Origin of the sequence: Sulfuricurvum sp. (assembly GCF_049277495.1) — a bacterium.
Lineage (GTDB): Bacteria > Campylobacterota > Campylobacteria > Campylobacterales > Sulfurimonadaceae > Sulfuricurvum.
In genome coordinates this window covers 72,669-98,096 of record NZ_JBASYM010000013.1, presented here as the reverse complement: position 1 = coordinate 98,096, position 25,428 = coordinate 72,669, and the positions used below count along the sequence as shown (strand labels likewise).

At 45.5% G+C, this 25,428-nt stretch carries 35 protein-coding genes; 10 read left to right on the top strand and 25 right to left on the bottom strand.

Annotation, left to right across the window (positions count from 1 at the left end):
• Positions 1-208: 208 nt before the first annotated feature.
• Both WAO38_RS03655 and WAO38_RS03650 read left to right on the top strand, forming a co-directional pair.
• Positions 209-1,096, top strand: a complete 888-nt coding sequence (locus tag WAO38_RS03655; protein WP_422234458.1) for a DMT family transporter — start codon at positions 209-211, stop codon at positions 1,094-1,096.
• Between the two features lie 126 nt (positions 1,097-1,222).
• Positions 1,223-1,867: a GNAT family N-acetyltransferase gene (locus tag WAO38_RS03650; protein ID WP_422234456.1), complete on the top strand. Its 645-nt coding sequence runs from the start codon at positions 1,223-1,225 to the stop codon at positions 1,865-1,867.
• Here WAO38_RS03650 and WAO38_RS03645 read toward each other — a convergent pair.
• From WAO38_RS03645 to WAO38_RS03620, 6 genes are all read right to left on the bottom strand, one after another.
• Positions 1,857-2,198 carry a hypothetical protein gene (locus tag WAO38_RS03645; protein ID WP_422234454.1) on the bottom strand — a complete coding sequence of 114 codons (342 nt, stop codon included), beginning with the start codon at positions 2,196-2,198 and terminating at the stop codon, positions 1,857-1,859. The genes WAO38_RS03650 and WAO38_RS03645 overlap by 11 nt on opposite strands.
• A gap of 1 nt (position 2,199) precedes the next feature.
• Positions 2,200-2,595, bottom strand: coding sequence for a 4Fe-4S dicluster domain-containing protein (locus WAO38_RS03640; RefSeq protein WP_422234452.1), 396 nt, complete (start codon positions 2,593-2,595; stop codon positions 2,200-2,202).
• Positions 2,595-2,978 carry a NifB/NifX family molybdenum-iron cluster-binding protein gene (locus WAO38_RS03635; protein WP_422234450.1) on the bottom strand — a complete coding sequence of 128 codons (384 nt, stop codon included), beginning with the start codon at positions 2,976-2,978 and terminating at the stop codon, positions 2,595-2,597. The genes WAO38_RS03640 and WAO38_RS03635 overlap by 1 nt, the downstream gene beginning before the upstream one ends.
• Before the next feature lie 21 nt (positions 2,979-2,999).
• Positions 3,000-3,374, bottom strand: coding sequence for a DUF362 domain-containing protein (locus WAO38_RS03630; protein WP_422234449.1), 375 nt, complete (start codon positions 3,372-3,374; stop codon positions 3,000-3,002).
• Positions 3,375-3,484: 110 nt separating this feature from the next.
• The gene (locus tag WAO38_RS03625; protein ID WP_422234447.1) at positions 3,485-3,934 is read right to left on the bottom strand and encodes a TOBE domain-containing protein; all 450 of its coding nucleotides are present in this window, start codon (positions 3,932-3,934) and stop codon (positions 3,485-3,487) included.
• Positions 3,935-3,943: 9 nt separating this feature from the next.
• Positions 3,944-4,834 carry a NifU family protein gene (locus tag WAO38_RS03620; protein ID WP_422234445.1) on the bottom strand — a complete coding sequence of 297 codons (891 nt, stop codon included), beginning with the start codon at positions 4,832-4,834 and terminating at the stop codon, positions 3,944-3,946.
• Positions 4,835-4,931: 97 nt separating this feature from the next.
• Between WAO38_RS03620 and WAO38_RS03615 the strand changes: the two genes are divergently transcribed.
• The 5 genes from WAO38_RS03615 to WAO38_RS03595 are packed head-to-tail and all read left to right on the top strand — an operon-like array spanning position 4,932 to position 6,882.
• Complete coding sequence (locus WAO38_RS03615; RefSeq protein ID WP_422234443.1) at positions 4,932-5,327, top strand: NifB/NifX family molybdenum-iron cluster-binding protein; 396 nt, start codon at positions 4,932-4,934, stop codon at positions 5,325-5,327.
• Positions 5,320-5,547, top strand: a complete 228-nt coding sequence (locus tag WAO38_RS03610; RefSeq protein WP_422234441.1) for a hypothetical protein — start codon at positions 5,320-5,322, stop codon at positions 5,545-5,547. Before WAO38_RS03615 ends, WAO38_RS03610 begins: the two co-directional genes overlap by 8 nt.
• Positions 5,544-6,143: a hypothetical protein gene (locus WAO38_RS03605; protein WP_422234439.1), complete on the top strand. Its 600-nt coding sequence runs from the start codon at positions 5,544-5,546 to the stop codon at positions 6,141-6,143. The genes WAO38_RS03610 and WAO38_RS03605 overlap by 4 nt, the downstream gene beginning before the upstream one ends.
• A gap of 29 nt (positions 6,144-6,172) precedes the next feature.
• Complete coding sequence (locus tag WAO38_RS03600) at positions 6,173-6,658, top strand: hypothetical protein (protein ID WP_422234437.1); 486 nt, start codon at positions 6,173-6,175, stop codon at positions 6,656-6,658.
• Positions 6,655-6,882 carry a hypothetical protein gene (locus WAO38_RS03595; protein WP_422234435.1) on the top strand — a complete coding sequence of 76 codons (228 nt, stop codon included), beginning with the start codon at positions 6,655-6,657 and terminating at the stop codon, positions 6,880-6,882. The genes WAO38_RS03600 and WAO38_RS03595 overlap by 4 nt, the downstream gene beginning before the upstream one ends.
• A 48-nt stretch (positions 6,883-6,930) precedes the next feature.
• Here the strand turns inward: WAO38_RS03595 and WAO38_RS03590 are convergent, their stop codons facing one another.
• The 4 genes from WAO38_RS03590 to WAO38_RS03575 all read right to left on the bottom strand — a co-directional run bounded on the left by WAO38_RS03590 (position 6,931) and on the right by WAO38_RS03575 (position 11,114).
• A complete protein-coding gene (locus WAO38_RS03590) occupies positions 6,931-8,487 on the bottom strand; it encodes a diguanylate cyclase domain-containing protein (protein WP_422234433.1) in 1,557 nt (518 codons plus the stop codon).
• A 96-nt stretch (positions 8,488-8,583) separates the two neighbouring features.
• Positions 8,584-8,895, bottom strand: coding sequence for a hypothetical protein (locus tag WAO38_RS03585; protein ID WP_422234431.1), 312 nt, complete (start codon positions 8,893-8,895; stop codon positions 8,584-8,586).
• Between the two features lie 75 nt (positions 8,896-8,970).
• Positions 8,971-10,119 (bottom strand): DUF2201 family putative metallopeptidase, encoded by a 1,149-nt coding sequence (locus WAO38_RS03580; RefSeq protein WP_422234429.1) that lies wholly within the window; start codon positions 10,117-10,119, stop codon positions 8,971-8,973.
• Positions 10,119-11,114: an ATP-binding protein gene (locus WAO38_RS03575; protein ID WP_422234427.1), complete on the bottom strand. Its 996-nt coding sequence runs from the start codon at positions 11,112-11,114 to the stop codon at positions 10,119-10,121. The genes WAO38_RS03580 and WAO38_RS03575 overlap by 1 nt, the downstream gene beginning before the upstream one ends.
• Positions 11,115-11,295: 181 nt before the next feature.
• Here WAO38_RS03575 and WAO38_RS03570 point away from each other — a divergent pair, with 181 nt between their 5' ends.
• Both WAO38_RS03570 and WAO38_RS03565 read left to right on the top strand, forming a co-directional pair.
• Positions 11,296-11,853: a hypothetical protein gene (locus tag WAO38_RS03570; RefSeq protein ID WP_422234425.1), complete on the top strand. Its 558-nt coding sequence runs from the start codon at positions 11,296-11,298 to the stop codon at positions 11,851-11,853.
• Positions 11,854-11,974: 121 nt separating this feature from the next.
• Entirely contained in the window at positions 11,975-12,109 is a 135-nt protein-coding gene (locus tag WAO38_RS03565) for a hypothetical protein (RefSeq protein WP_422234424.1), read from the top strand.
• Between the two features lie 55 nt (positions 12,110-12,164).
• Here WAO38_RS03565 and WAO38_RS03560 read toward each other — a convergent pair whose 3' ends face one another.
• From WAO38_RS03560 to WAO38_RS03535, 6 genes are read right to left on the bottom strand one after another with little or no spacing between them, the layout of a single operon-like run.
• Complete coding sequence (locus tag WAO38_RS03560) at positions 12,165-12,587, bottom strand: ArsC/Spx/MgsR family protein (RefSeq protein ID WP_422234422.1); 423 nt, start codon at positions 12,585-12,587, stop codon at positions 12,165-12,167.
• The gene (locus WAO38_RS03555; RefSeq protein ID WP_422234420.1) at positions 12,584-12,826 is read right to left on the bottom strand and encodes a hypothetical protein; all 243 of its coding nucleotides are present in this window, start codon (positions 12,824-12,826) and stop codon (positions 12,584-12,586) included. Before WAO38_RS03555 ends, WAO38_RS03560 begins: the two co-directional genes overlap by 4 nt.
• Positions 12,819-13,532, bottom strand: coding sequence for a hypothetical protein (locus WAO38_RS03550; protein ID WP_422234418.1), 714 nt, complete (start codon positions 13,530-13,532; stop codon positions 12,819-12,821). Before WAO38_RS03550 ends, WAO38_RS03555 begins: the two co-directional genes overlap by 8 nt.
• Entirely contained in the window at positions 13,504-14,703 is a 1,200-nt protein-coding gene (locus WAO38_RS03545) for a DUF2201 family putative metallopeptidase (RefSeq protein WP_422234416.1), read from the bottom strand. The genes WAO38_RS03550 and WAO38_RS03545 overlap by 29 nt, the downstream gene beginning before the upstream one ends.
• A 14-nt stretch (positions 14,704-14,717) precedes the next feature.
• Positions 14,718-15,731, bottom strand: a complete 1,014-nt coding sequence (locus tag WAO38_RS03540; RefSeq protein WP_422234414.1) for an ATP-binding protein — start codon at positions 15,729-15,731, stop codon at positions 14,718-14,720.
• Complete coding sequence (locus WAO38_RS03535; RefSeq protein ID WP_422234412.1) at positions 15,728-16,057, bottom strand: nitrogen fixation protein NifQ; 330 nt, start codon at positions 16,055-16,057, stop codon at positions 15,728-15,730. The genes WAO38_RS03540 and WAO38_RS03535 overlap by 4 nt, the downstream gene beginning before the upstream one ends.
• 227 nt (positions 16,058-16,284) lie before the next feature.
• Between WAO38_RS03535 and WAO38_RS03530 the strand changes: the two genes are divergently transcribed.
• The gene (locus WAO38_RS03530) at positions 16,285-18,180 is read left to right on the top strand and encodes a cache domain-containing protein (protein WP_422234410.1); all 1,896 of its coding nucleotides are present in this window, start codon (positions 16,285-16,287) and stop codon (positions 18,178-18,180) included.
• Positions 18,181-18,183: 3 nt separating this feature from the next.
• Here the strand turns inward: WAO38_RS03530 and WAO38_RS03525 are convergent, their stop codons facing one another.
• The 9 genes from WAO38_RS03525 to WAO38_RS03485 form a co-directional block, all read right to left on the bottom strand.
• Positions 18,184-19,413 carry an FprA family A-type flavoprotein gene (locus WAO38_RS03525; RefSeq protein WP_422234408.1) on the bottom strand — a complete coding sequence of 410 codons (1,230 nt, stop codon included), beginning with the start codon at positions 19,411-19,413 and terminating at the stop codon, positions 18,184-18,186.
• Positions 19,414-19,494: 81 nt separating this feature from the next.
• On the bottom strand, positions 19,495-20,121 hold the full coding sequence (locus WAO38_RS03520; protein ID WP_422234406.1) for a TPM domain-containing protein: 627 nt from the start codon (positions 20,119-20,121) through the stop codon (positions 19,495-19,497).
• Between the two features lie 15 nt (positions 20,122-20,136).
• The gene (locus WAO38_RS03515; protein WP_422234404.1) at positions 20,137-21,000 is read right to left on the bottom strand and encodes a TPM domain-containing protein; all 864 of its coding nucleotides are present in this window, start codon (positions 20,998-21,000) and stop codon (positions 20,137-20,139) included.
• A gap of 3 nt (positions 21,001-21,003) precedes the next feature.
• Positions 21,004-21,597, bottom strand: a complete 594-nt coding sequence (locus tag WAO38_RS03510) for a LemA family protein (RefSeq protein ID WP_422234402.1) — start codon at positions 21,595-21,597, stop codon at positions 21,004-21,006.
• A gap of 129 nt (positions 21,598-21,726) precedes the next feature.
• Positions 21,727-22,044: a hypothetical protein gene (locus WAO38_RS03505; protein WP_422234401.1), complete on the bottom strand. Its 318-nt coding sequence runs from the start codon at positions 22,042-22,044 to the stop codon at positions 21,727-21,729.
• Positions 22,041-23,138, bottom strand: a complete 1,098-nt coding sequence (gene ald / locus WAO38_RS03500) for an alanine dehydrogenase (RefSeq protein ID WP_422234399.1) — start codon at positions 23,136-23,138, stop codon at positions 22,041-22,043. The genes WAO38_RS03505 and ald overlap by 4 nt, the downstream gene beginning before the upstream one ends.
• Positions 23,135-24,337, bottom strand: coding sequence for a nitroreductase family protein (locus WAO38_RS03495; protein WP_422234397.1), 1,203 nt, complete (start codon positions 24,335-24,337; stop codon positions 23,135-23,137). The genes ald and WAO38_RS03495 overlap by 4 nt, the downstream gene beginning before the upstream one ends.
• Complete coding sequence (locus WAO38_RS03490; RefSeq protein ID WP_422234396.1) at positions 24,330-24,764, bottom strand: ankyrin repeat domain-containing protein; 435 nt, start codon at positions 24,762-24,764, stop codon at positions 24,330-24,332. The genes WAO38_RS03495 and WAO38_RS03490 overlap by 8 nt, the downstream gene beginning before the upstream one ends.
• Positions 24,765-24,778: 14 nt before the next feature.
• The gene (locus WAO38_RS03485) at positions 24,779-25,327 is read right to left on the bottom strand and encodes a redoxin family protein (RefSeq protein WP_422234395.1); all 549 of its coding nucleotides are present in this window, start codon (positions 25,325-25,327) and stop codon (positions 24,779-24,781) included.
• Positions 25,328-25,428 lie beyond the last annotated feature (101 nt).

Genomic DNA, 25,428 nt, shown 5'->3' with positions numbered 1-25,428 from the left:
CATCACGGGTCTGATAGGGACTCGCCTGATAAAACTGAGCGATGATATCGGCATAATTTTGCATTTGCGATTGTTGGCTATCGCTTGAGGGAACGGTCGAAAGAACCGATGCCGTTACAGATCCTATTTGCATAGTGTACTCCTCTATTTCATACATAGTTGCATATAGCAAGCAAAAATCGTTCTTAGTTTGTGTAAAATTCCATCCATGAATTTTATCCCCAAACACATCACCGATACGCGCCGTGGCATACTTCTGATGCTCGCGGCCTCCTTTTTCTTTGCCCTGACAATGGCATTTGCCAAACTGCTCTCAGGGTCGATGGGATCGGTTGAAGTGACATTTTGGCGCAATGCGGTCGGACTGATCATCATTTCCGTGACGATCGTTCACACTCCGGTCCATAATATCGGAGGACGCCCTTATACTCTGATATTCCGCGGTGTCATCGGGGCGGTCGCGTTGCTCACTTTCTTTTATTCCATCAGTGCAACCTCCCTCTCCGCCGCTATCGTCTATGCGAAAACCGAACCGATCTTCACCGCTGTTTTGGCCTTGTTTCTTCTCGGAGAAAAGCTGAAATTTCGGGCGGTGCTTGCCATCATCATCGGATTTACCGGGGTGGCGGTTATGAGTAACATGAAGATCGATTATCTTCATGTTATGGGGATAATGACCGGATTTTTATCCGCCTTGGCCTATACCAGCGTACGGAGTCTGAAAGCCCATTACGATACACGGACCGTTGTCCTCTCGTTTATGCTTTTCGGTACCTTTATCCCCGTAATTTTAATGATTGCGGCAGAATTTTATACCTCGGAGCTTTTTGCCTTTGCCCTCAGCCCGTTTGTTGCCCCTGAAGGGTCCGATTGGGTTTGGATCATTCTGATGGGCTCCGCCGCGGCACTCGGACAAATCTATATGACCCGTGCCTACTTCTACGCACAAGCGGGATTGGTCAGTACGGTCAGCTATTCGGTCGTATTGTTTGCCTCAATCTTTGGGATACTCCTCGGCGATCAATTACCGACATTGATCATGATCACGGGGGCCATACTCATTGTCCTCAGCGGCATTTTATTGAGCATTGCCTAATTATCCTACAACGAATGTCAACTTCTCCCTCTCCGTGCTGATATAATGGGAGAAGATTAGTATTACGTTAATTTGATTCTCCCCTGAGTTCCTTTTTAGTTCGGTGCACGATCTAAAGGGATTTCTATGACTACTTCTACACTCAATCGAGACGAATACATCTCCTCGATCTCCGCTATCACCGATCTAGAAAGCCGCCGTTTTGCCGATCAGGCTCTGGCATGGTGGGATCGCCATTTCAGCTGGAATGCGCAAGGATGCAATGTCCTCACCGATGAAAACGGTAACCATGTATGCTATCTCTTCGGAAAAATCGACCGCTACAGCGAATATCTCACCATCTATAACCTCTTTACCCCTTTGATTGAACAGCGCCAGGGATATGCCCATGAGTTATTGGGATCGGTCATCGAAGATGCATTGAAACGCTATACACGGCGGATTACCTTCTCATCGGTTTCCGATTCTCTTGATTTTTACACGGCACTGGGATTTATCTTTTGGGGGATTAACGATATCGGAAATTATCACTGTGATTTGCCGATTCCGAAAGAGGGATTAGACGGGTTCAGCGAAATGACGCAAACAGTAGAATCAAAAGTTTTGCTTGGAGAAAAAATAGAGAAAATCTACACAAAAGTGAATGATAATGAGAAGAATCTCACGGAAAAGCAACAATTTCGTGTGAATGCGGATCGTATCCGATTAGCCGAAAAATGGAATTTCGAAGAGCTGCAGGAGTGTAAAGCGCAAAGGGCAGCTACGATTTAGACTGAGCGATAATCAACGAAACACGAACCGCAGCTTTAAAAGCTTTCATTTTCTCTTGGGTGATGATCGCCATCGCCGCTTCACGCTCTTTTTTGATGCGTGCATAGAGTGAGGCGCTAGGGGACTTTCGGGTTTCAAGAATCAAATCGTGAACCGAATTATCAAAAATTGCACTCGTATACGAAGGGCGTGCATCATAGAGTGACATAAAAACAGCACGCTGTTCATCATCCATTTTACACGAGTCATCCGTAATTTTGAGCGCGACCGTCACGGCACAATCCAGACCGAAAGGATCCAGATCGGCTGCAACCTTGGCAAAAGGATTCACATTATCCCACTTCTTCGAGATTCTCTGGCTCTTCTTGAACGAAATGACCGACGCCGCGCATCTCATTCGGAATATCTTTACGGTATTTTTTCTCTCTAAATGCCGGAGATTTAGGAACACCGTTTTTCTCTCCGAGTTTATAGATCTCTCCGTTCAAGAAATGAGCATCAAACTCTTTGGTATACGGCATATCCCATGTAATACATCCGATACTTGGGCAAATCGCCGCACATTGAGGGTCATCGAATACACCGACACACTCGATACACTTCTCCGGCTGAACGTAGTAGCGTTTATTACCGGTAGGGTTGTTCATATCATCCACGATCGCATTGACCGGACATTGTTGCAAACACGCATCGCAAGTGATGCAGGTATCATCAATAATTACAGACATTAGAGTATTTCCTTATCTTTTGAAGTGTGAACAATACGCTGTAACCACGGCGGCGGATTGCCCAGTAACAGCTCTTGGAGTTTAACGATCGTCTCATCGATTCGATCATTTTCCCCAGAGCGCATCGGATATATTTTCGACGCCAACACCATTTTGGAAGCGGTTGGCCCGATCTGTGAGCAGTACATGATGTCTGCTTCTTTGACCGTACTGATTTTATAGGCAAGTTTTTCGTGCTCGTCTTCAATCGCATCTTGCGAACTGTCCAATGTTTTGACAAATTCGGCACTCTCTTCGGTGATACGATAGAGTTCAAAACTCTTCGACCATCCAAAATGCTGATTGACAGTGACACCATCCGATGAAGCGAACGCGATTAACATGTTTATCCTTTTAGATACGAATTAGACCGCTACCGCTTCACGCGCTTCGCGAGCAGCAATAGAGATATCATCACGGAATGTTTGCGGAGAAACTTCCGGTGTCAAAACACCCCGTTTTTTGCTTGAACCGATGACATACTCAGAACTGTTGACATAATAGTCATTGAACTCTGCCGTATACGGCATATCCCATACGATACACCCTTCAGTAGGACATTCCGCTGCACACGCAGGTGTTTCCGCATGACCGACACACTCGATACATTTTTCCGGTTTGACATAGGTATATTCCCAATCATCACGCGGTGAATCGCCTTCGCTCGCAATAGCTCCTACCGGGCATACTTCGACGCAAGCGTCACAGTTGATACATAAATCGTTGATTAATACAGCCATAATAAGCTCCTTCTTGTTTTATTACGCCATCGGAACAAGTCCCGATTGGCTACGTTAACACTTGGTTCCCTTCGGCAGGGAGCCCGCGCACGCTTGCGTGCGTTTCAAATTCAGTTTTGAACTTGATACAATTTCTCTTTGCATTTTTCATACGAGGTTGAATCCAATACGGGGAGAAGTTTGATATCCACCGCTTTGAGCAGCAAGGTAACCGAACACCCCTCACAAAGTTCCATCCGTTCAAATGCATCGGTTGTTATGAGCGAATTCATCACACCGCAGGGGGTATCCACACTCACTTCACTGAGAACCACACCCTTACGAAAATGTTGCAGTTCGCCGCTCAGATGATTTTCGATCGACACACTCCCCTCTTTACTTCCCGTACAGATCGCAATCGCCGCTTCTTGGATACGGCATTCGACCTCATCACCGATACGCAGCCATTTCGGGGCTTCGGTTTTCAGCAGTTTGAGGGCAGTGTCTTTTACCCGTATCGTGATACAGCTAAAAAACTCATCGCTCTTGATATCTTCAACTCGTGCAACCATTGCATTCATGACGTTCTCCTACCAAAGATAGATAACTATTCTTTTATCAATTACATTTTCAAACTGTTCTAGTATCATCCCCGCCGTGGAAGTCGGCCCGAGATGACATCCCGAACACGCACCCAAATATCGGAGCCAGATCTCAGGGGCATCACCGCTTACATAATTGACCAACTCTACTCCGCCGCCGTCGCTTGCGAGGATCGGAGCAAGATTTTCGGCGATGACCATTTCCACTTTCGCACGTTGAGACGATTCATCCATCATGCGGAATGCGACATTTATGTCAGTTGCCTGGCTCTGGTTGCTGACATACGTGAGAAGTGAATGCGCTTGGGCTTCTCCGGAATGAGCGGCTTTAATCATCCATTTCATAGAGGTCAATACATCATCATTTCGGAGTAAAATCCCCGCTTTCAGTTGTGCGGTTCCCATACCCGCTTCGGCCGCAACGGTATAATAATGGATTGATTTTTCCAAGTTAGCCTCTACCCCGATGCCGTTTTCATACATTCCGCCCAGATAAAACGATGCGACTTCATGTCCCATGGATGCCGCACGATCAAACAAATCATATGCGGTATGAATATTTTTAGCAACACCGAAACCTTTGACATACATTGTTCCCAGATTCACCATGGCATCACTGTTGGTTCCGCTTAATGACTCCCAAATCGCTTTGGCATTCATATAGTCTTTCTTATCGTATGCCGCTATAGCAGTCTCCATCAATGATTCAGCTTCCATTGTTTTCTCCTCATTTCGTTTTAAATTTCTTCGTAAATCCGACATTGCTTCATCATAGGTATCTCCATACCCTTTGACTTCCGGAAAATCGCAGCTATAGATTTCATAACCGTCCCCCTCTTCATTGCTGAAATAGTGATAATGGGTTCTGAGATTATCCATCGCATACTCTTTTTTAGAAAGATACTTTGCAATTGCCGTTCTAAAGTAGGGAATAAAATATGCATAGTCGTATTGAATTACACACAAAGGAACAGCAATGATCGCAATCCCTGTGGAAACCGACAATGGAACCCCTATGAGTACCAAACTCTTCGGTAACGCTAAATTTTTTGCCTTGGTTGAACCCAAGAGCAAGGACTACACCATCATCCCTAACGAAGGGTGCGGCAACGGTATCCAAACCGCTAACTATTTGTTAGAACAAGGTGCCTCATCCGCTCTATACGGTTTTTTAGGAGACGGCCCCTTTCATGTCATGGTTCGCGGCGGTATGAATGTATACTGGCTCGGCAAAGAGACAATGCCTTTGGACCAAGCCATCGATACCGCTCTCTCTGAGACTCTGGTACACGTTACGACGGAAAATGCCTCCCTTTATCTCGATCCGGGCACCGCTGCGGGCGCGTGCGAATGCGGGTGCAGCCATGACTGAGATTATTACTAACGAAATGGCGGAAATACGCCGTTTGATCGCCGAAACCGTCGCCAAACGCAATGCTATCAAACTGGAGATGCAGCAATGGTACGAAAGCAATTCAAAACGGTTTCACCGTACGAATGAGCTGATTACCGTTGACTCCACCCTCTCGGAGCTTGACAGCCACTACAAACGTTTGTGGGATTATCATAACGGCCGCACAAGAGCGTCATGAGCAGTTTTTCCGGTTCCGCCCGTCTGTTGACCGACATCACCGAGATCGAACAATACAAACGGATTCTGGACAGCGATACGATCAAAAGCGGTGAACCGCATTGGGCAAGTATGGGGAAAAATACCATCACCCTCTTTCAGGTACTGATTGATCAGGATCTGACCCATCTGGTAATGGTTTTGCACCATTACCCCAAATATATCGAAGCGGTATGTGAACATTTTCGCTATGCCTACAGCTACAGCGAGAATATCGCCGATATCGATGCGGCATCCGAACTTTTGGAAATGGGTGAGCCCTATTTCACAAAACAATTTGTCCGCAATGTCATGCGCAAACTCCCTCGGATCGAGAGCGATGATCGGGATGCGTTACAAAGCTTTATTGACCGTCTTAATGAAAATCAGGAGCGGTGGCATCCGATCATTACGATGCATTATCGTAATATGATTAAACACTCGATCCATCAATCGCTCCTCCATCCGCTGCAGAGGATCGTTCTGGAGAAAAAAATTGCCTCGATACGCGAAGTGATTACCTATGATTACGAAGCAAGTGATCGGGATTCGAATCTTGATATACCGTATATGACCTAATACGTTCAATCTAAAAACAGGAGTCTATTATGAATGAAAATCTACGCAGTGAAGTCCTCAAACACGCCCGTGCAGCCTTTGAACGAGCCTGTACCTTACGTGAAGACGAAAGAATCGAAGTCTATCTCTATGAGGGTGCGATCAAAACATCCGATGTCCTAAGCGAAGAAGAAAAAATCGTTTACGGCCCGAATCGTGTGTTGTGCTATCAAGTATGGGGACACGATTATCTCGAAGAAGAAATCCGTGCATGGATCGATCACGCCCGCTTGGAAATCTCCCCGAAACCTCTCGAAGAGAGTATCATCGAAACACTGAACAACATTGCCGCTTCCAAAGGGGTCAGCAAAGAAGAAGTGAGCTCGTACGAAGTGTTTGCAAACCTCCGCATGGAGCAGATCGAACAGATCGAACATGCCATCATCGAATACTGGTGGGATAACAAAGAGATCGAAAATGCCAAATCTTTGGCGCTGGAGCAAATTACCGATGCATTGCGGAGTATGGAGGGATGATCCTCACCCTCTGCTCACCGGAACAAACCGTTCACATCGAAATCACCATGGAGCAATTCAAACGGCTTCGTCATCCCGATATCGCATCCGGTGAGATTGAATCGATTGCGGTTGAAGCCGCTGTCGATCCGCAGCTTCTCTACAATTATGTAGAGGATTTAAAACATTCGATCCGTGAAATGATCGAAATTGACAGCTCATGCGACTATACTGATCAATTATAAACAAACATAATCCCGCGCCACCGATAGGCTACATTTTTGTCGTTTGGTTTACTGCGCTTGAAGATCACTTTCACCCGTAAAAATAACATATTTGTTTTTACCCGACAGTTTCGCCTGATACATGGCCTGATCCGCTTGTTTAATCACCTGTTTCGTCTCTATTTCATTTTCCTGCGGATAAAATGTCACGCCGATACTGGCGGAGACATTGATCAGCAAGGTATCAATAGAAATAGGTTCCGCTACCAGATGAAGCAGCCGTTCGAGAAAAGAGTTAATCGATATTCGATCAACGATATCAACCAGCAGTACCAAAAACTCATCCCCTCCGACACGGGAAACCGTATCACCGTCACGAAGCAGATTCCTCATTTTTTCCGATAGCAATACCAGTAATTTGTCTCCGATATCATGTCCGTAAGTGTCGTTGACCTGTTTAAATCCGTCAATGTCTATATATACAACGGCGAGGAGCTGTTGTCTTCGCATAACCTGAGCACTCGCTTGCTGCAGACGATCTGCGAACAAGGTGCGATTCGGCAAATTGGTCAAACCGTCATAATGTGCTCTGTGTTCCAGTTCTTGTTCATATTGCTTTTGTTGGGTAATATCGGTAAAAATGGCCACATAGTTTCGAACGATATTGTTATCATCATACACGGCATTTATCGTCGTGTTTTCAACATATTCCTCTCCATTTTTTTTATGATTCCACAATTCGCCTTTCCAAACGCCCTCTTTTTGCAGTAAATTCCAAAGTTCTGTATAAAAAGCTTCGTCGTTTCGTCCCGATTGGAGGATTTTTGGATTTTTGCCCACTACTTCGGCACGTGTGTAACCGGTTATTTCACTAAAGGCTTCATTGACATCAATAATCTTATTATCGGTATCCGTGATAATAATTCCTTCATGCGTAGAGGTAAATACGCTGGCTAAAAGCTTCAGTCTTTCCGCTGATTCTTTATCCTTTGTGATGTCTCGGGCAAAGCCTACTGTCGCAAAAACATTTCCGTAATCGTCAAAAATAGGGGCTTTATAGGTTTGAAACCATTTGCGCTTGCCATTTTCTGCGATCTCTTCTTCTAATTCTTTTTTTTCTAATAATGCCATCACCAGTTGATCATCATTTCGGTAAGCTTCTGCCAAATCTTCCGGAAAAAAATCCAAATCATTTTTGCCGATCAAATCGGATGGATTTTCACGTCCGGCGGCTTTTGCAAAGGCCTTATTGACAGCTAAAAAATTACTCTTCCTATCTTTCAGCCAAATAAGAAAAGGAAAACTGTCTAAAAGTGCCCGCTGATAACGCTCACTTTTTTTGAGTTTCTCTTCTATCTCACGCTGAAGAGATATGACCCTGTCTTTTTCATCTTGTGACATTTTCAAATAACGGATAATCAAAGCCATCAATACCGAAACAATGAATCCGTTAATAATGGAAATCGTTGAACCGGCTATTAAGAGGTTTTTATCAATAAATTCACCCGATAATATGTAGCTGTGTATGATTACCAGAAAATCCGAAAAGATGATTGCGAGCAGCGTAAAAATGAGAACAAACGGCCAAAACCCAAGCTTGGCAAAAAAGGTAATAATATATTTCATAGTCAGTTACTCTTTCAGAAGTGAACTTATATTCAATTATAACTAAAGCGTATCACAATAGAATAACAATGAAATTGAAAAAATTTATCTAACTATTTAGAAAAACAGCCAAATCAACAATGCCGTACCGATTCCGAGATTGATCCAGCTTCCGCCGTCTTCAAAAAGCATCACGAGAAGGTCAAAGTAATATTTTTCAAGCGTTGACGAGGCATGAATCAACTGTTCTTTCGCATACGCTGTGATCTCAACTCCCCAAATAAATGCAATGATTTCAGGAGCAATTAAAAACAGAACAATTCCTAAAAATCCCCACATTGATTTTTCAGGTTTCATGGAAGCTAATGCTTTTTGAGTCGTCGGATTTTGGGCTATTTGCCCCACTTTGGTTTTTATTTTATGTTTCATGGATTCTTCATATCAGGTTTTGTGATTGAAAACTTAACCAAATATTCCTTAACACCCTCTCGCTATCCGGTATTCTTAGCTAAAAATCACCAATCCCCGTCCAAACGGTACTTTCGCTTTTCGCGATAGTGCCCATAACACTTCGTAATTGGGCGGGATCCGTGGATAGGAACCCTCTCCGTCGGTAAAATAAAGGAGCATTGTCGTCATCGGAAGATTAGCTTCGACATAATCGAACGTCGGGCGGTAGTCGGTTCCCCCTCCCCCTTTAAGCCGAAAGTCCATCCGCTCTCCGCCTTGAAAGGTGTGGTGGGCATGGACTTTGGCATCGGCGATGATCAGTTCGATCTTGACCGAGGGGAAGTTTTGCATGATGATCTTAAACTCCTCCATAAATGCCCCCAAAAGCTGATCGTCGATCGACCCGCTGGTATCGATGGCGACGCAAAGGCTCAAGGTATCGCTGGTCAGCGACGGAAGTGCGATGCCGCGATGAATATGTTTTTTGTTCGGAGGCATAAAAGCGTAGTTGTTTCGCATATGGCGGTTGACGGCATTATAAAGTTCAAAACGCCAGTCCACATCGCTGGGCTTGACCTTTTTCCCCAACCGTTCCAAACCTAAAGGCATAGAGCCTTTTTTCTGGGCGACTTCCTGTGCGATCGATGCAGCGTATTGCCATTGCAGTTCATCTGAGGTATCGAGTTCTTCCGCGATACCGTCGATATTGCTGAAACTCTGCTGATCATCCCCCTCTTGTTCCATCATTGCATTTTCCGGCGGTGTATCGCCGCTTTCTCCGAAAGCATCCCCTGAATCGCCGAAAAATTCCTCTTTCAGTGCATCATAGATCTCTTCGGCATACATCCCCTCGTAATCTTTGTTGTAGTTTGCCCCCTGGGGAATAACCAAACCGTTTTTGGCGAGGAGATTGTTGATCGCATAATCGGTCGAGAGCTGCCATAATTTACCCCGGCGGTTCAATTTCCGTTGTTGATGCGAGAGGACATGATGCATAACGGCATTCGTCAGGATAAACATCACCTCCTCGACACTGCGCCGTTCCAGAAATTCCGGGTTGTAGATGAATCGTACTCCGTTACTCGCATAGCCTGAGAGCACATCACTCGGTTCATGTTTAAGCCGCGATGCGAGCATCCCGAAATAAGGATATTTGACCGTTAGAAGACTCTTTGCTCTGAGCAGAAGTTCTTCGTGAGACATTATCGTAGCAACGTATTGAACTGGCGCATCCACAGAGGCCAGCTCTCGACATGGTCAAGCTCGATTTTTCGCGTTCGAAGGTCTTGAATGATCATGACCGCAAACTCACCCGGCAGTTTGAGGGAATAGGCTATGAGATTATTGAGTTTTTTGCTTCCCGTATAATCATTAACCCGCATTGTCAGCGCCGTGCAGAGAATATGCAGCGCAGAAGGATCACTCGGAACATCCGTACAGGTTCCCTCCATGATCGCATCCAGATCCGGCAGCTGCGACGCTACCAGACGAAACCCCAGATACGATGCCGCCAGCTCTTCCCCGATAGCGCCTGAAACCATTGCCATAATAAGATCGTCTTCAGGGTTCGAGGCGATAATGTCATGGACATACTGCCATGTTCGCGGTGTCGCAAAAGAGCGGCTCTCGGAATTAAAGACGAAAAGCGCATCCGGACGATGCGAAATATAGGCGATGATGGAGGGATCGATTTCTGAGCTTATCGCCCATGTTCGCCAATCCTCTACATTGGCCTCCATTTCCAGGTGGACAAATCGGTTCGCCAAAGGAGCCGCCATCCGAAATACCACACCGCGGTCGCTCTCGCGGTTTCCTGCGGCAACGATAGCCCAACCGTCCGGAAGACGGTATTCTCCGATCTTGCGGTCTAAGATTAATTGGTATGCAGATGCCTGAACCATCGGTGCCGCCGTATTCAGTTCATCCAGAAACAAGATCCCCCGTTCTTCTTTTCCATCCGGTAGAAAAGCCGGAGGTGCCCAGATAGCCGTGTCATTTTTGGAATTAAAAAACGGAATACCGCGCAGATCCGTCGGATCGAGCAAGGAGAGACGCAAGTCGATAAAACCGATCCCGGCTTCTTTGGCAATCTGAGCGACAATGGAAGATTTACCGATACCGGGAGGGCCCCACAAAAAAACAGGGACTTTACGTTCACATAAATGAGCTAATGAGCGTTTGGCACTCTGAGGGTTCATTACAATTCCTTCGCATTACAAATTTTCTGCCTCGCAAGAGGCGCTTAGGTGCCATAGCAGCAAGCGCAGCCAATCGGGATGTATTCCGATGGCATTCATAATCGAAGCATTGCATTTATCATGCGAAATAGGTAGAACAATAATTGTATTGCGATAGGTACACAACACTTAAGGAACCCACATGTCTATCCAAAGCTACATTGCCGACAACAAACTCGAATGGATGATCGTTTACAACGCGCCAACCGATTCTTACAAATATGCGTATCGTGGATGCCTTATCGTTACTGAAGGAAAAGTAATCACTGCCGATAAAAGTCTCCCTCCGAAAGATATCGTCAAACAAGTCATCCTCACAACCAACAGTGACACAATTGATTTCATGGCGCTTGAGCTCCAGTCTTTGGATCTATTTGAACCATTCGTTGCCAAATACAAAGAGTATTTGACACCTGAGGGAAAATATCTCCTTTTCGTCTCTGATATTATCGGAAAAGGGACATTCGTTTATGAAGGAATTACCTTCAATACATTTGCATTGGATGAAAGTTCAGTATGGAACGACCTCCTCGACATCGCCGATCTTTCAAAAGGTGATCTCAAAAAGATGTCTGACAAAGAGAAAATTGATGCAGTAGCCAAAGAGATTCTACGCAGTAATCTCCGATTGAGTGAAAAAACGTATGAAGATATCAAAGCATTGCAACGCGGCGGAAAAGCTTCATTCGGAGCGGTATAATCAAAAATAGATTTTCCTCGTACATGAGGAAAATCATCCTTCATCCTATCACCCTCAGCTAATACTTCCTTAACACTCTTTCATTAAACTTTTGACATCTTTAAAAGATAAAGGAGATTCCATGAAAAAAATAACAGCCATTTTACTAATGATCGGAGCTTTAGCTTCCAGTGCTTCTGCACATCATATGGCACAATCCGATACAGCTGGGATTCATATTATTGAATGGTCGCCACATTTGTTGATGGAGTTTTAATCCGACTTTATCCTCTCGTCAAACACTCTCATGAAAAAAAAGGTGCAGGATATTTTTAATTCTGCATCCTCTTCTCCAAACACCCTTTTTCCATACAGTTGATTTTCGGCATCTCTTCGACATAGCGATCCAATACTTCCGATACTTTCACCGCATCAAATCCGCACAGTTTTTCCGTTCCGATAATCATCAAAGGGCGGCGGATCAGGATAGGGTTGGACATCAGAAGGGCTATAGCTTCCTCTTCATTCAACATTTCAGGTGTGATCTCACCGTTTTTGATCGTGGGAGCGGCAGGATTAAACCATTCGGGAACGGCTTTGCCGTCCATAAAACTCCGAAGCGTATCGCTATCTAATCCGTGTTCGAGAAGATTGCGTTCGATGAGGGTACAGCCGCTTTGTCGCAGTATCTGCTTTTGCTTGGCATTCGCCGCACAAAAAGGTTTTTCATAAAATACGACTAACTTTACCATCATTCTATTCCGATCACCGCACGCCCACGACGGTTGAGATAAAATGTCTCATATCCGTCATCTCCGATACTCATACACTCACCTAAATATCCTTCGTCATAAAGTTCAGACATAATATTTTTGACCTCGGTTTTATCCATTTGAGCATATTCAGCGATATCATCCGATTCGTAGATGTTGTATTCCCACTCATCACTTAGATTAAAGATGGTCTTCATCACTTTGAGTTTGTTTTCAGACATGGGGTTCCTTCAATAGAGCTATTTGCTTTTGAAGTACAATCATTTGAAGAGGATGAAGCTTCTCGGTCCGCATCCACTGCTCAAATTCGTGCACGTAATGCTCTTTGATCTCTAAATGCAACTTCTGTACTTGACCTACCAGCTCGGCCAACAGTGCTTTAGCCTCGTCAAATGTCTGGTTTTTAAGGGGACGAAGGCGGCGGATTACCCCATCTACCAGTTTGTCATTGAGATACTCATCCGCCAGTTCTAAAAACTGCGATGCCCGAAGCGCCGAAGCGTAATGTTCATTCCAGATCCGCCCGTTAATCATCTGATCGCACGCCTGATCGATAAAGACGGGAGCAAAAGCCAAAACCTCTAACAATTCACTAAAATCGTTGTCCACGAGGGCACGGAAAAGCATCCGGCTCCGGTTGCGGATATGACGGCGCAGGTCAGGGTCTTCGATGACGGAGGGGTTGAGTTTTGTAAAGCGCTCGTATGCACCGAGACGGGAGTGATTAAACGCCATGATGGCCACGTCCGTGTTACGATCACTTACTTGATGGGGATGCGATCCGCTGGGGCGGTGAAAGGCCCAAAGCAGACGGGCCTCGTCATCTTCGTGATTCAGATAGATGGCATCCCCCTGCTCTTCAAAATCCAGTTCATCTTTAAGCGTTTCGATATGTTCTCTATAGGTCAAAGTAGACGACGTCTCCATAGCGTTCAAACCTTCTCAAATTTTTTTTCTCACTCAATAAAAACAGGGTCTGCATTGCGGGAGCTTTGTCGATAGTAAAATACCCGTCACTGAGAATGACCGCGAGATTTTTCTCACCCGCGTGCAGATTAAGATACTCCAAAACAGGGTCAAACTGCGTTCCGCCGTTTCCTTTGGCGAACCGTATACTCGGCAATATCCCTTGTGCATCATAACTGACCACTTCCTCATCGGCTACGCGCTCATCAAAGGGAATGACACTCACCTCGAAATCATGACTCATGCGCACAATCGTGTCGATTATCCCCAAAAAGCGGGAAAACACCTCATGGGTAATGCTCATGGATCGATCCAGAAAAATAAAAAAACTCAAACGGTTACGGTCATATCGATATCCCGGAAGATAAAGCCCTTGATGAATAAAACGGCGGTTCGGATGGGAAAAGTCAGACTCTTTGTCAAAAAAACTCTCCGACATATAAGCATGCAAAAGGGTGTGCAGATCGATGGAGGGTTTCGTGATCTCATCAAACATCTCCAGCAACGAGGAGGGAAGATTCCCCTGTTTGCGTGCGGCACCCATCGCTTGGATGATCAGGGCATCAAGCTCTTCCTCCGCGACCTGAGTATCCCCTTCGTTTTCAAGTATGTCCATTTTTTGTTCGGTCGGGTTTTCATCACTGGGCTGTCCTTCCCCGTCTTCGCTCTCACGATAGAGGGTGTTGTAGACTTCTTCGACACTTTTGTCGCGAAATGACTCAATTATGATCGCCTCTTCATCCGCAGAACCGACCCGCTGAAAATCACTGAGCAGCAATCCGATCACAATATCGCAGCTGCGATTCCAGGTAGGCTTGTCGCGTCCGCGCATCCGAAAAGGGTGTTTGAGGAGAATATGCAGCAGTACGTGCGCGTAGAGATATTTCAAACGGGCATCATCCACACCGCCGAGTTTGGTCTCGTCGACGCGGATACTTACCCCGTCAGTCTCGAAAAGCATATGGGTATTCTGCTGATGTTTATGGGGGATGGAGAGTGCCAGAACACTCAAAAACGGATGGTCAAAGAGAAACTGAACTCTTATCTTCTCCAGTTGGTTACTAAAATTTGATGACGGCTGCAACTTGTTACATCCGTCTACGCTGGCCGCTATGGCACTGAAGCTTGCCACTAAAGTGGCAGAATTTAAAGGATATAGTCGCCATAGCGCTCAATCCATGTGTCAAATTCAGCACACTCGGCAATCGAAGCATCTTTGACAATCGCATCTTTGATCAGCATCACGCCAAACTCGGTCGGCAGGAGCTGTGCAAATGCGAACAGATGCTTGGACGCTTCATCACCGCCACGATAGAGTTCTACCAGAGCCGAAACCAATGCGTAGAGCAATGCCGGTTCACTCTTATCGATACTCGGGTATTCGCCGCGGTAAATCGCCTGTACATCGGGAAGTTTTTCGTACACTTTGACATACGACAAAAATTCGATTCCCGCACCGTATCCGATCAATCCGTAGATGATGGGAGCCAACGAGGAGGTATTGTCGTTGTGTTTAAGAATGGAGGAGAGCATGTGATAGCTGCGCGGAGTTGCAAATGCGGGATTGCTGTCATCTTCACTGACCGGTTCCGAGGTGAGAAGATCGGGACGGAATCCCAAAAAACCGATGATAAAAGAGTGAAGCCCCTCACGAATGGCAAAAAGTTTAAAATCCTCAAATCGTGCTTCCACACTCAAATGAACCATACGGTTTGCCAGCGGTGTCGGAAGACGAAACACGACACCCCGATCGGAGATGCGATTTCCGGCACAGATAATACGCCAGCCGCGAGGCAGTTCATACTCCCCCATTTTACGGTTCAGCACCAGCTGATAGATCGCAGCCTGCACCGAGGGGGGTGCGGAGTTGAGCTCGTCCAAAAACAAAATGCCGCTGGAATCCGGATCACGCGGGAAAAATACCGGAGCCATCCATACCGTCTGTTCATCCCGTATAGCAGGGACTCCGCGCAAATCGACCGGATCCATCTGGGAGAGGCGGACATCGGCCAATTCGAGATTATGTTTCGCCGCGATATCCGCGACGATATACGATTTCCCGATTCCGGGAGAACCGTGGATAAATACGGGAATATCCGCCATGATAAGGGTATCGAGATAGCGATAGAGTTCGGTGGTCGTAATCGAAGGTGTCTTCACGCACTGGCCTCCGCGAGAATACAGGTAAAGCAGTGTTCTTGGTCGTTGCACGTCGCACACGCCGGAGCAACTTTACCGATCGCATCATAAAGGAATTTTTTCCAGAGTTTCTCTTTGGGTTTCAACCGTGCCAGTCCCGGAAAATGTTCACTCATGTAAGCGCCCATCTGCGTACGGCTTTTAAAGCCTAAATCTTGATAAAGATGGTTCATCTCCAGTGATTTTTTAGCAATCAGCGGGGCGATGACATAACGCGCTTCATCATCCATGGCATATTTTTTAAGATAGTTCTCAATCTCGTGACACATCACATCAAGCTCACTCATGGCGTTCCTCCTAAAATATACTCATAGAGTGCAATTTATATTCGCACTAAGGTCAGTACTTACCCAAAAAAAATGATTAAATTATAAGCATACAAAAGTTTTTTTTATGTCTACAAAGTATTCAAATTATTGATATATTGTTATCCGAACAATGGTGCGGTCACTTAGGTAAGAATTGACTTTTCTCCAATTGATGATTAGCAATTTAAAATAAATGGTGATGCATAATGGATACGACTAAATTTCTGGACCTTTTCCCCTTTATACGCAGCAGTGTCGAACTTTTTGATGACCAGAACCGATTCTTGAAAAAAGTCATCCTCACGGGTAAAATCAGCGCGCTGGATAAAGCCGCCAACCTTTTTTCGTTTACCGAAAAAACCATTGAAACCTTTAGCGGTCTCAAAGAGGAACTCATACCTCTTTTAATTCGGGAAAATTTAAAAAAATACACGGAAGAATTGAATTCAAAAGCACAGATCAGCATCGATATTCTGATCCGTAATTTGTTCGAGAGGATTGCCGATGTCGGTTTTTTGGCGACGGACAATATTATCATCGATTTTTTAAAAGGCCAAGAATCAGCGGAGAGGCTTCGCCAACGTCTTATCGAATACACGATGAAATACAGCGTCTATAACGAAATCATTATTGCGGATGCAGAAGGAAACATTCGGCTGAATATCAATGAATCCAATCACCTCACGTCGGCTTCTGATCCGATTATCCAAAATGCCTTGCAAACAGACGGCTACATCGAATGCTTTTCCAAAACGGATCTCTTTCCTTCGCAACCCAAAACACTCCTTTTCGCCCAAAAAATTATGGACAATAACCGAGCGATAGGTGTTTTGATCTTATGTTTTCGGTTTGATGACGAAATGGACCGCATTTTCGCATCCCTCTTAGACCCTTCAGAGCATATCGTTTTGACAGACGGCAAAGAGGTCATCATTTCTTCCTCAACGGAGTCGGCAAAAATCACCAGAGAACTGAAGCAGCTTTATACGAGTGAAGAGATTGCCTACCGCAACGGCTATTTGTTGGTCTCAGCAAAAACAAAAGGGTATGAGGGATATTACGGGTCACCTTGGAAAAGTGTCGCCTATATCAATGCCAAAAAGTGTTCCAAGAAAGCTCCGTTAAAAGATCCCATCAGTGCAAAATGCACCTTAGATGATAATATCAAATCGATTATCCGTAAATCCGATGACGTTATCGAAGATCTCAGCGATGTTATTATCAACGGTGAGCTAATCGCATCCAAAGAACGGGTATACGTGCTGACCCCGGTACTCGACAACCTGCGTACCGTGAGTTCTTCCATTCTCAATACGATCAAAGAGACGGTAAGCAATCTTGAAAACATCATTATGGAAGGTTTGATTTACGATGTTCAGGCTTCCAGCAAACTTGCTATCGATATTATGGACAGAAATCTCTACGAGCGGGCCAATGACTGTCGATGGTGGGCGATAACACCGATTTTTGAAGAAGAACTGACCAAAGAAATACCCGATATCAAGAAGATCACCGATGTTTTACACTATATCAACACTCTTTATACCGTTTATACCAATATTTTTATCTATGATCAAAATGCCACCATCATTGCAGCCTCCAATGACCCGGCTATCCTCGGAAAAAAAGTTTTAGGGGATTACGTCACTAAAACACTCAATAATCATGAGAGCCAACACTATTTTGTCAGCAATTTTGACAATACACCGTTTTATGATGACCGATCCACCTATATTTACAGTGCTTCCATCTGCAAAAATAACAAAACATGGGGAGGGATAGGGATCGTATTTGATGCATATCCGCAGTTTCAAGCCATGCTGAACGATAGTTTTCCAATCTCTAAAAATGGTTTTTCAATCTTTGTCGATCGGAAAGGGACCATCATTTCAACGACCCACCCTCATCTGCGCCCTACCGAGCGTATCGATTTGGATGATGAGATTCTACGTTACAACGACCAGAAGGCATCCCATCGATTTACGACCTATGACGGGAAGAAATATTTAGTCGGAATCGCGCTTTCCAAAGGATATAGAGAATATAAATTACAGGATAACTATAAAAACGATCTTCTATCGCTGACTTTTATTGAATATTGATTTCTACAGTTCCATCTCGATCATTTTTCCCATCGCGATCTCCGAAGCCTCGCGGCCGAATGCTACACATGCTTCGAGCTCTTCCTCGGTAGGGATCAGCTTGACTTTCAGCGGTGCGAGCGGAAGGCGGAACTTCAGCCCTTTTAGCCGTTCATGCAGCATTTCCGGCGCTTCTCCCGTCCATCCGTAAGAACCGAATGTCGCACCGATCTTTCCCGTACGCTCCAGATAGGCCATGCAGGAGAGGAGGTCCCATGCCGGTTTTACCGCATCGCCGTTAATCGTCGGTGAACCGATCAATATTGCATCCGACTCTTCCAGCAGCGTTATCATGTTGGATTCATCCAAAGATGCGAGATCGTACATACTCGCCCGTATTCCCTCCACCTCATCGGCTCCCTGCGTTATTTTTTCTGCCATTTTATGAGTATTGTCATAACTGGAAATATAAAAAACGGAGAGCATCTTGGTTCCGAACTCGTTTTTACGGAAACGGGCTTCAGAACTCCATGAGGCATATTTGTTAATATAGCTTTGGGGATTGCTGCGCAGAATCGGACCGTGCAAAGGGGCGATCAGATCAATATCGAACTTGGAGTAGAGTTTGAGTGCCTGAAGGACATATTGTTTGAACGGGCGCATGATATGGTCGTAATAATAGTGAAATGCATACGAGAAATCACCGACGAGATCATCAAAAAGACGTTCGTCATAGTAATGGCTTCCGAACACGTCACCGCTAAAGAGGAGCTTTTCCTCATGCAGATAACTGCTCATCGTATCCGGCCAATGCAAGAACGGGGTCATGATAAATTCGATCGTTTTATTGCCCAGTGAAATCGTTTTGCCCGCCGTGGCGATCTCGTAAGGAATATCGGTTTTAATGATCCCTTTGAGCATCATCACCGCGCGTCCTGAAATAATGAGCTGTGCTTCCGGTGCACGTTTCATAAGTTCGATCAATGCGCCCGAATGGTCGGGTTCGAGATGGTGTAAAACGATGTAGTGAATCTCATCATAACTACAGACGCGCTCCAATCGGGCGAAAAATTCATCGCTAAACTCTTTTTTCACGGTGTCCATAACCGCCACGCCTTCGCTTCCGCGGACGACATAACTGTTATACGAACTGCCGTTAGCGGTTTTCATAATAATATCAAATGTACGGATTTTCGGGTCAAAAGCGCCTGTGAAGTAGACGTCGGGTTTTATTTCGACGATAGCGGGGAGCATTAGCATCCTTGTAGAATTTTATAGATATGAATGCATAATGTATTCGAGACAGCCCTCGGTATGCTGTAGGAAACGATGATTTTAGTTTGAAAGCTCTACAATCAGCTCATTCGGCAATTCATCCTTATCTCCCGCTTCAACCGGAAACTCACCCATCAAAATCGTACCGCACTCTTGGATCGCTTCGAGATACCCTTCTGCCACATTTTTACTGCTCAGACTGATGCGAAACTTCTCAATCACCGCTTGCCATGTTTCCTGAGGTATTTTCGCATCGATTCCGATATCGGTGATAATCTCGACATATTTCTCATCGAGTGAGACGAAAAACAAGATTGCCCGCCGTTTCGATGTCCGATACAATCCGAATTTTCGAAAACTCTGCTGTGCGACCAAAGCCGCATGACGATGTTTGACCGACGATGGGACCAAAGCATTCGTGACCACGGATAATTGGGTGAGGATCATCAATAAAATAAAAGAAGTTATCTGCAACTGAAATATTTTTTCAATACTGAACCAATCGCTTAGCCAAAAAATAAAATGGGGGATCAGCAGTGCACTTAATGCCGCAACGAAAAAAGCATAAATTTTATAATCACCGCTTTTTTGTGTAATCACTGCGACAAACTCGCACGAGCTTTGGCGTTCGGCATTCTCAATCGCCTCTTTGATCTGCCCTTTTAGGGTATCATTTAACTGTTTCATAGCATCTCCTGAAATTTACCAACTGCCACTCGCTCCACCTCCGCCGAAACTGCCGCCCCCACCGCTGAAAATATCAAAGGAATCATGCTTCATCGAACCGGGCAAATTATCCATCGTATCGATTATCGAACCGAAATCAGAATTTTTATCGGAAAAATAGGTCACCAGAAAAACAATCACTCCGATAATTCCGCTGATCAGCAAGATATGGCTTATAAACCATACGAGTGTACCCGATATCCCTCCCAACAAAAGAGAACTTCCTACTTTTTTGACGGTATGGGTTTGCTTCTTTTCATCACGATATTTAGAGCGAACTGCCATAATCCAAAAAGGGATAAAAGCAATTGCGATCCAGTAAAATCGATTACTCTCCTCTGCTTTGCCGGGATGAGAATCACTCGTATACTCTTGTGAAAGCATTAGCTTGATCTCATCCATCGTCTTTTTAATACCGCCGTAAATGTCTTTTTGTTTAAAGTGGGGAATCAGCTGCGACTGAATCCATTCATGGGACTGTGCATCGGTAATAAATCCTTCCAGACCGTATCCGACCTCGATACGCACTTTGCGCTCATACGGAGCGATAATGATGAGAAGGCCGTTATCTTTTCCCTTCTGCCCTATTTTCCAATAGCGCCCGAGCTGATAGCCGTAATCGGCGATATCGTATCCCTCCAGAGATTTGAGGGTAACGACGACAACCTGAGCCGTGCTGTTATCTTCGATGGATTTAGAGAGTTCTGAGAGAGATCGTTCCTGATCGGGGGTGAGTAATCCGGCCTGATCGACAACACGACCGCTAAGCTCCGGAAATGTCGGAGCCGCCCATACGGAAACTCCGACAAAAAACAGAAGAGAAAGAATAAAACGTATCATTGTCTAGAACGATACGGTTGGCACTTTTTGGCTCTGCGGTTCGGCACTAAACGTCTCTTTGACCGTTGCATCGGGATAGAGAATCGCTGCTACCCATCGACCCGGAACGGTACGCAATTCGAGGTTGTATTGTTTGACGGTATCAATGTAATCACGGCGTGCGACACTGATACGGTTTTCGGTCCCTTCCAGCTGCGATTGCAATGCCATAAAGTTTTTATCGGCTTTGAGATCGGGATAGCGTTCACTGACCATCATCAGACGAGAAAGTGCACTGCTCAGTTCCCCTTGCGCTTTTTCAAAGGCTTTAAAGGCTTCGGGATTGTTCAATACTTCCGGAGTGATCGTCATCTGCCCTACTTTGGCACGCGCTTCGGTCACTTGGGTCAATACCTCTTTTTCATGCGACGCGTATCCTTTGACCGTTGCGACGAGGTTCGGGATCAAATCAGCCCGTCTCTGGTACTGGTTTTGGACTTGTCCCCATGAGGCTTTGACCGATTCGTCCAGTTTTGGAACATTGTTCATATGTCCTACAAACATCATCACTATCGCCCCGATAATCACTGCCGCTAAAATTCCGACGATTGCTTTCATTGTACCCTCTGTCTTATGGTTTGTGATAAATTGTAACTGTTTTTTGTTTAAAAAAACTATTTATTTGGGGTAATGAAATCTAAGGCGCAGGTGAAAAGAGTGAAGCGGAGCGAAAGAAACTCAAAAAGTCTATCCTACTCTGAGCTTCGTCCGTCCCGTAAAGAGTTTCAAAAAATCATAAATATCACTGAGGAAAAAGGCTCGGGTATCTTGGTGTTCGAACCGCTGCAGCCATGCGCGTTCTTTGTTCAGTATCCCGCGACAGGGGATCACAAACTCTTCACGCGGCAAGAGGGGTTTTAACATCCCGCAATCATTGATCGCATGCACGACGGCATCAAACAATTCATCGAGGCGGTCATCTTCGTCATAATGATAAAGCTTTCCATCCATTTTGTAAAAACGGTAGATCGCTAATATCTCATGTGCTTTATCGATTTCATTCATACTACAGCCTTATACGTCATTCCATGCGCTATTGCCACCGCTTCGTTGGTAACGTCACCTGCATAGGTGTTAAGAGCACCCAGATAGATTTCATCTTTCAAGAGTACGTTTAACGGGGTTGACGCAATTTTTAGTGCATACGACAACGTCGCATTCGTCAAGGCGATCGTCGACGTTCGAGGATACATTCCCGGCATATTGGCGACGCAGTAATGAACGATACCGTCCACATCAAACGTCGGATGCGAGTGGGTAGTGGCATGTGAGGTCTCAAAACATCCCCCCTGGTCAATCGACACATCGACCAACACCGACCCTTTTTTCATCAAAGAGAGCATATCACGGGTAATCAGTTTAGGGGCTTTTGCACCGGCGACCAAAACGGTTCCGACAATAAGATCGGCATCTTTGATCGAATTGACAATCGTATCATGCGTCGAATAGAGCATGGATACATTCGGAGCCATAACATCGCGTAGATACGTGAGCCTCTCAAGGTTTATGTCAAGCATAGTCACCTTAGCACCCAGTCCTGCCGCAGCATCCGCAGCTGATTTTCCCGCAACACCCGCTCCGAGTACGACCACATGATTGCGTTCCACACCGACGGCACCGCCGAGCAGCTGCCCGCTTCCGCCGTTGTAGCGCCCCAGATGAACGGCACCGAAAAGTGTCGCCATCCGCCCGGCAATCTCGCTCATCGGTTCCAGCAGCGGCAGCCGCCGGCCTAAACGAAGCGTCTCATAGGCCAATGCGGTAATTTTTTTCGCACACAGAACTTCCGTCAAAGCTTTATCCGCAGCGAGATGAAGGTAGGTAAAAAGGATTTGCCCCTCACGAAGCCGACTATATTCCACCTCTATCGGTTCTTTGACCTTGAGGATCATATCCGCACCCGCATAAATATCATCGGCAGTGTTCAGGATTATTGCTCCTGCATCGCTGTATAAACGATCTTCGAATCCGCTCCCCACACCTGCATTTTGTTCGATCAATACATTGTGTCCGGCTTTGATCAATTCCAGTACACCCGAGGGTGTCATACCGACTCTGAATTCATCCGTTTTAATCTCTTTAGGAATACCGATAATCATATTCTTCCCCCTATTGCCACTGCATAAAGCAGTGCCTTGCCGGTCCAGCGTGAAGCCTCTTCATCATAGAAAGCTCCGATCCCGCTGCATCCGACCTCGTGATGTTCACACGCCATATAGAGATTCTGTGCATAAATTCCCGCCTCGATATGGGTCTTTGCACAAAAATCCTCCGTTGTGATTAATACTACCATATTTGCACCTGCGATAAAACGCTGTTCCAAAAGTAAATGAAGTATTTCAGAGATAAAATTACCGCTCACGGCACATTTTCCGTTTCGATATACACCGTAATGCATAGCGTGTGCCTGCATCACAACCGTTAGAATCTCAAGCGACGGGTCTGCTGATATTCTCATCAATTCCTGAATAACCGCATCACTCATCGCATTCGGGGTAAAATCCCGTGCACTCCGCCGTCTACCGTTATAGGTTTTAAATCCTTCATACGATAATGTATCCGGGATGTCAACATAGAAGGGTGTCTCTTGTATCGCCGAGTGCAAAGCTGCATGATACAACGTATAATCCGTCGGCTGTACCCGCATCAAAGGTTCGTGTAATGGTTTGACCGGACGCGGTGACATTTCTCCGACACCGTAGACGGCAGCGATCATCTCATCCTCACCCATCCCCATAATCGCATTTAACCCTTTTTGAGGAGACATTATTGTAGCTTCCTGTCCAAAATGTCGCATAGAGGTGATGAGTGCACCGATCTGATGCCCTAAATCGAGATAAAGATAGCGCCAGGCACGCAAGCCGTATTTCCATCCGGAACGAAACGGTACCAGAGAGAGCATGACGATCATCCCGCTATAACGCTTATCCAATCCCAAAAACGGTTCACACCCTTCCCCCGCTATCTCGGCTATCATGACCAACTCTTCCGCTAAGACATCCAGATGGTAAATTCCGCTCAACAGCCCTGAGACGTTACGGATCTGAACATAGATTTCAATCGGATGGAGATTACCGGCAGAGGGGACATTGAGCCGCCGATAAGGTTTATGGGCAACGATACGTTCATCGGTAATTTTTCGTGAATGGAGAAGCCATAGGAGTGAGGGATGCTCATTCAAGGGCACACGATAACAAAAATCGGGATAGTGCTTAAAGAGTGAGGGCTGCGTATCCCAATCCAAATAGGATCGTTGCTCGGCAACCCCTTTAGGAGTCAGAAGGGTTTCTTCACGCACTGCGCAGTTGGTTAAAAACGTCGCGGTTACTGGTCAGTTCTATCGCGCTGAAACCGTCTTCATTATGAAGTTTGACATCCGCACCGAGACTCAGCAGCATTTTGACGCACTCAACGCGCGAAGCGGATGCGGCATACATCAATGCCGTTGTCCCCTCTTCGTTCGTATCATTGATATCGGCACCCGCTTCGACCAATGTCCGAATCACATCGGGAGTATTGGCAAAACAGGCATTGAACAATACGCCGTTAAAATCATCATTGATCGCATACAAATCCGCCCCCGCTTCAATCAGACGGGAAACCATCATGGCATTCCCTTCCAATGCGGCAAGAAGCAGCGGTGTATTGCCGTTAAAGCCTCGATATTCGAGGTCATCGGGATGAAATCCTCTGTCATTTAACCAGGTTATGTATTGCTCTACCATGACGTGCTCCTCTATCAGACACCCATCCAATTTTCGTGGTCGTGCCCTTTTTTCTTGAAGTTTGCCGCTTTGTCGACAGCTTCGATACATTTGTCATAATCAACTTCATCGGTAATTTCGGCAACAACCTCTTTATAACTGATCATCCCCTCTTGGTCGATGACAAAAACAGCTCGGGCAAGACGATCTTTGAGTTTCCCCTCCGTGATCAGAAGACCGAATTTTTTTGCAAAATCGCGTGCAGTATCGATCACGATCTCCGCACTGTCAATCCCCTCACGCGCGACAAAATCGTTAACAAATTCGGCATCATCCGTTGTAATCATGACCGTTTTGAGTTTTTTAAACTGTTTAATCAGGTCATTGAACTTTTTAGCCCCCAATGAACATACTTCCGTTTTAAGCGAAGGAATAGCAATTAGAAGCTGTGCCGTCGGTGCAATCATCCCGATAACATTTTGGCTTCCATCGAGGTTGCTTACTCTGGCGGCCGGCGCTTCACGCCAAATAGTCATCTCTTTTCCCTCTAAAGGTGTCGGTGTTCCATGAACGGTAATTTGCATTTTGTCTCCTTATTGGATCATTTTGTCAATGTAGTGCAAATACAGTTCTATAAATTGCCTATTTTTTATCCACATGAATGTCAGTTCATTGTCATGTTTTG

Bases quoted from the DNA above. Each gene is read 5' to 3' on its own strand.
- WAO38_RS03510 (WP_422234402.1), bottom strand. From the start codon at position 21,597: ATGAAAGCAATCGTCGGAATTTTAGCGGCAGTGATTATCGGGGCGATA.
- WAO38_RS03595 (WP_422234435.1), top strand. From the start codon at position 6,655: ATGATCCTCACCCTCTGCTCACCGGAACAAACCGTTCACATCGAAATC.
- WAO38_RS03600 (WP_422234437.1), top strand. From the start codon at position 6,173: ATGAATGAAAATCTACGCAGTGAAGTCCTCAAACACGCCCGTGCAGCC.
- WAO38_RS03485 (WP_422234395.1), bottom strand. From the start codon at position 25,327: ATGCAAATTACCGTTCATGGAACACCGACACCTTTAGAGGGAAAAGAG.
- WAO38_RS03615 (WP_422234443.1), top strand. From the start codon at position 4,932: ATGATCGCAATCCCTGTGGAAACCGACAATGGAACCCCTATGAGTACC.
- WAO38_RS03605 (WP_422234439.1), top strand. From the start codon at position 5,544: ATGAGCAGTTTTTCCGGTTCCGCCCGTCTGTTGACCGACATCACCGAG.
- WAO38_RS03530 (WP_422234410.1), top strand. From the start codon at position 16,285: ATGGATACGACTAAATTTCTGGACCTTTTCCCCTTTATACGCAGCAGT.
- WAO38_RS03565 (WP_422234424.1), top strand. From the start codon at position 11,975: ATGAAAAAAATAACAGCCATTTTACTAATGATCGGAGCTTTAGCTTCC.
- WAO38_RS03505 (WP_422234401.1), bottom strand. From the start codon at position 22,044: ATGAATGAAATCGATAAAGCACATGAGATATTAGCGATCTACCGTTTT.
- WAO38_RS03535 (WP_422234412.1), bottom strand. From the start codon at position 16,057: ATGAGTGAGCTTGATGTGATGTGTCACGAGATTGAGAACTATCTTAAA.
- WAO38_RS03560 (WP_422234422.1), bottom strand. From the start codon at position 12,587: ATGATGGTAAAGTTAGTCGTATTTTATGAAAAACCTTTTTGTGCGGCG.
- WAO38_RS03630 (WP_422234449.1), bottom strand. From the start codon at position 3,374: ATGGCTGTATTAATCAACGATTTATGTATCAACTGTGACGCTTGCGTC.
- WAO38_RS03525 (WP_422234408.1), bottom strand. From the start codon at position 19,413: ATGCTCCCCGCTATCGTCGAAATAAAACCCGACGTCTACTTCACAGGC.
- WAO38_RS03640 (WP_422234452.1), bottom strand. From the start codon at position 2,595: ATGTCTGTAATTATTGATGATACCTGCATCACTTGCGATGCGTGTTTG.
- WAO38_RS03620 (WP_422234445.1), bottom strand. From the start codon at position 4,834: ATGGATAATCTCAGAACCCATTATCACTATTTCAGCAATGAAGAGGGG.
- WAO38_RS03550 (WP_422234418.1), bottom strand. From the start codon at position 13,532: ATGGAGACGTCGTCTACTTTGACCTATAGAGAACATATCGAAACGCTT.
- ald (WP_422234399.1), bottom strand. From the start codon at position 23,138: ATGATTATCGGTATTCCTAAAGAGATTAAAACGGATGAATTCAGAGTC.
- WAO38_RS03635 (WP_422234450.1), bottom strand. From the start codon at position 2,978: ATGTTAATCGCGTTCGCTTCATCGGATGGTGTCACTGTCAATCAGCAT.
- WAO38_RS03650 (WP_422234456.1), top strand. From the start codon at position 1,223: ATGACTACTTCTACACTCAATCGAGACGAATACATCTCCTCGATCTCC.
- WAO38_RS03655 (WP_422234458.1), top strand. From the start codon at position 209: ATGAATTTTATCCCCAAACACATCACCGATACGCGCCGTGGCATACTT.
- WAO38_RS03580 (WP_422234429.1), bottom strand. From the start codon at position 10,119: ATGTCTCACGAAGAACTTCTGCTCAGAGCAAAGAGTCTTCTAACGGTC.
- WAO38_RS03575 (WP_422234427.1), bottom strand. From the start codon at position 11,114: ATGAACCCTCAGAGTGCCAAACGCTCATTAGCTCATTTATGTGAACGT.
- WAO38_RS03515 (WP_422234404.1), bottom strand. From the start codon at position 21,000: ATGATACGTTTTATTCTTTCTCTTCTGTTTTTTGTCGGAGTTTCCGTA.
- WAO38_RS03590 (WP_422234433.1), bottom strand. From the start codon at position 8,487: ATGAAATATATTATTACCTTTTTTGCCAAGCTTGGGTTTTGGCCGTTT.
- WAO38_RS03555 (WP_422234420.1), bottom strand. From the start codon at position 12,826: ATGTCTGAAAACAAACTCAAAGTGATGAAGACCATCTTTAATCTAAGT.
- WAO38_RS03585 (WP_422234431.1), bottom strand. From the start codon at position 8,895: ATGAAACATAAAATAAAAACCAAAGTGGGGCAAATAGCCCAAAATCCG.
- WAO38_RS03610 (WP_422234441.1), top strand. From the start codon at position 5,320: ATGACTGAGATTATTACTAACGAAATGGCGGAAATACGCCGTTTGATC.
- WAO38_RS03490 (WP_422234396.1), bottom strand. From the start codon at position 24,764: ATGGTAGAGCAATACATAACCTGGTTAAATGACAGAGGATTTCATCCC.
- WAO38_RS03570 (WP_422234425.1), top strand. From the start codon at position 11,296: ATGTCTATCCAAAGCTACATTGCCGACAACAAACTCGAATGGATGATC.
- WAO38_RS03520 (WP_422234406.1), bottom strand. From the start codon at position 20,121: ATGAAACAGTTAAATGATACCCTAAAAGGGCAGATCAAAGAGGCGATT.
- WAO38_RS03625 (WP_422234447.1), bottom strand. From the start codon at position 3,934: ATGAATGCAATGGTTGCACGAGTTGAAGATATCAAGAGCGATGAGTTT.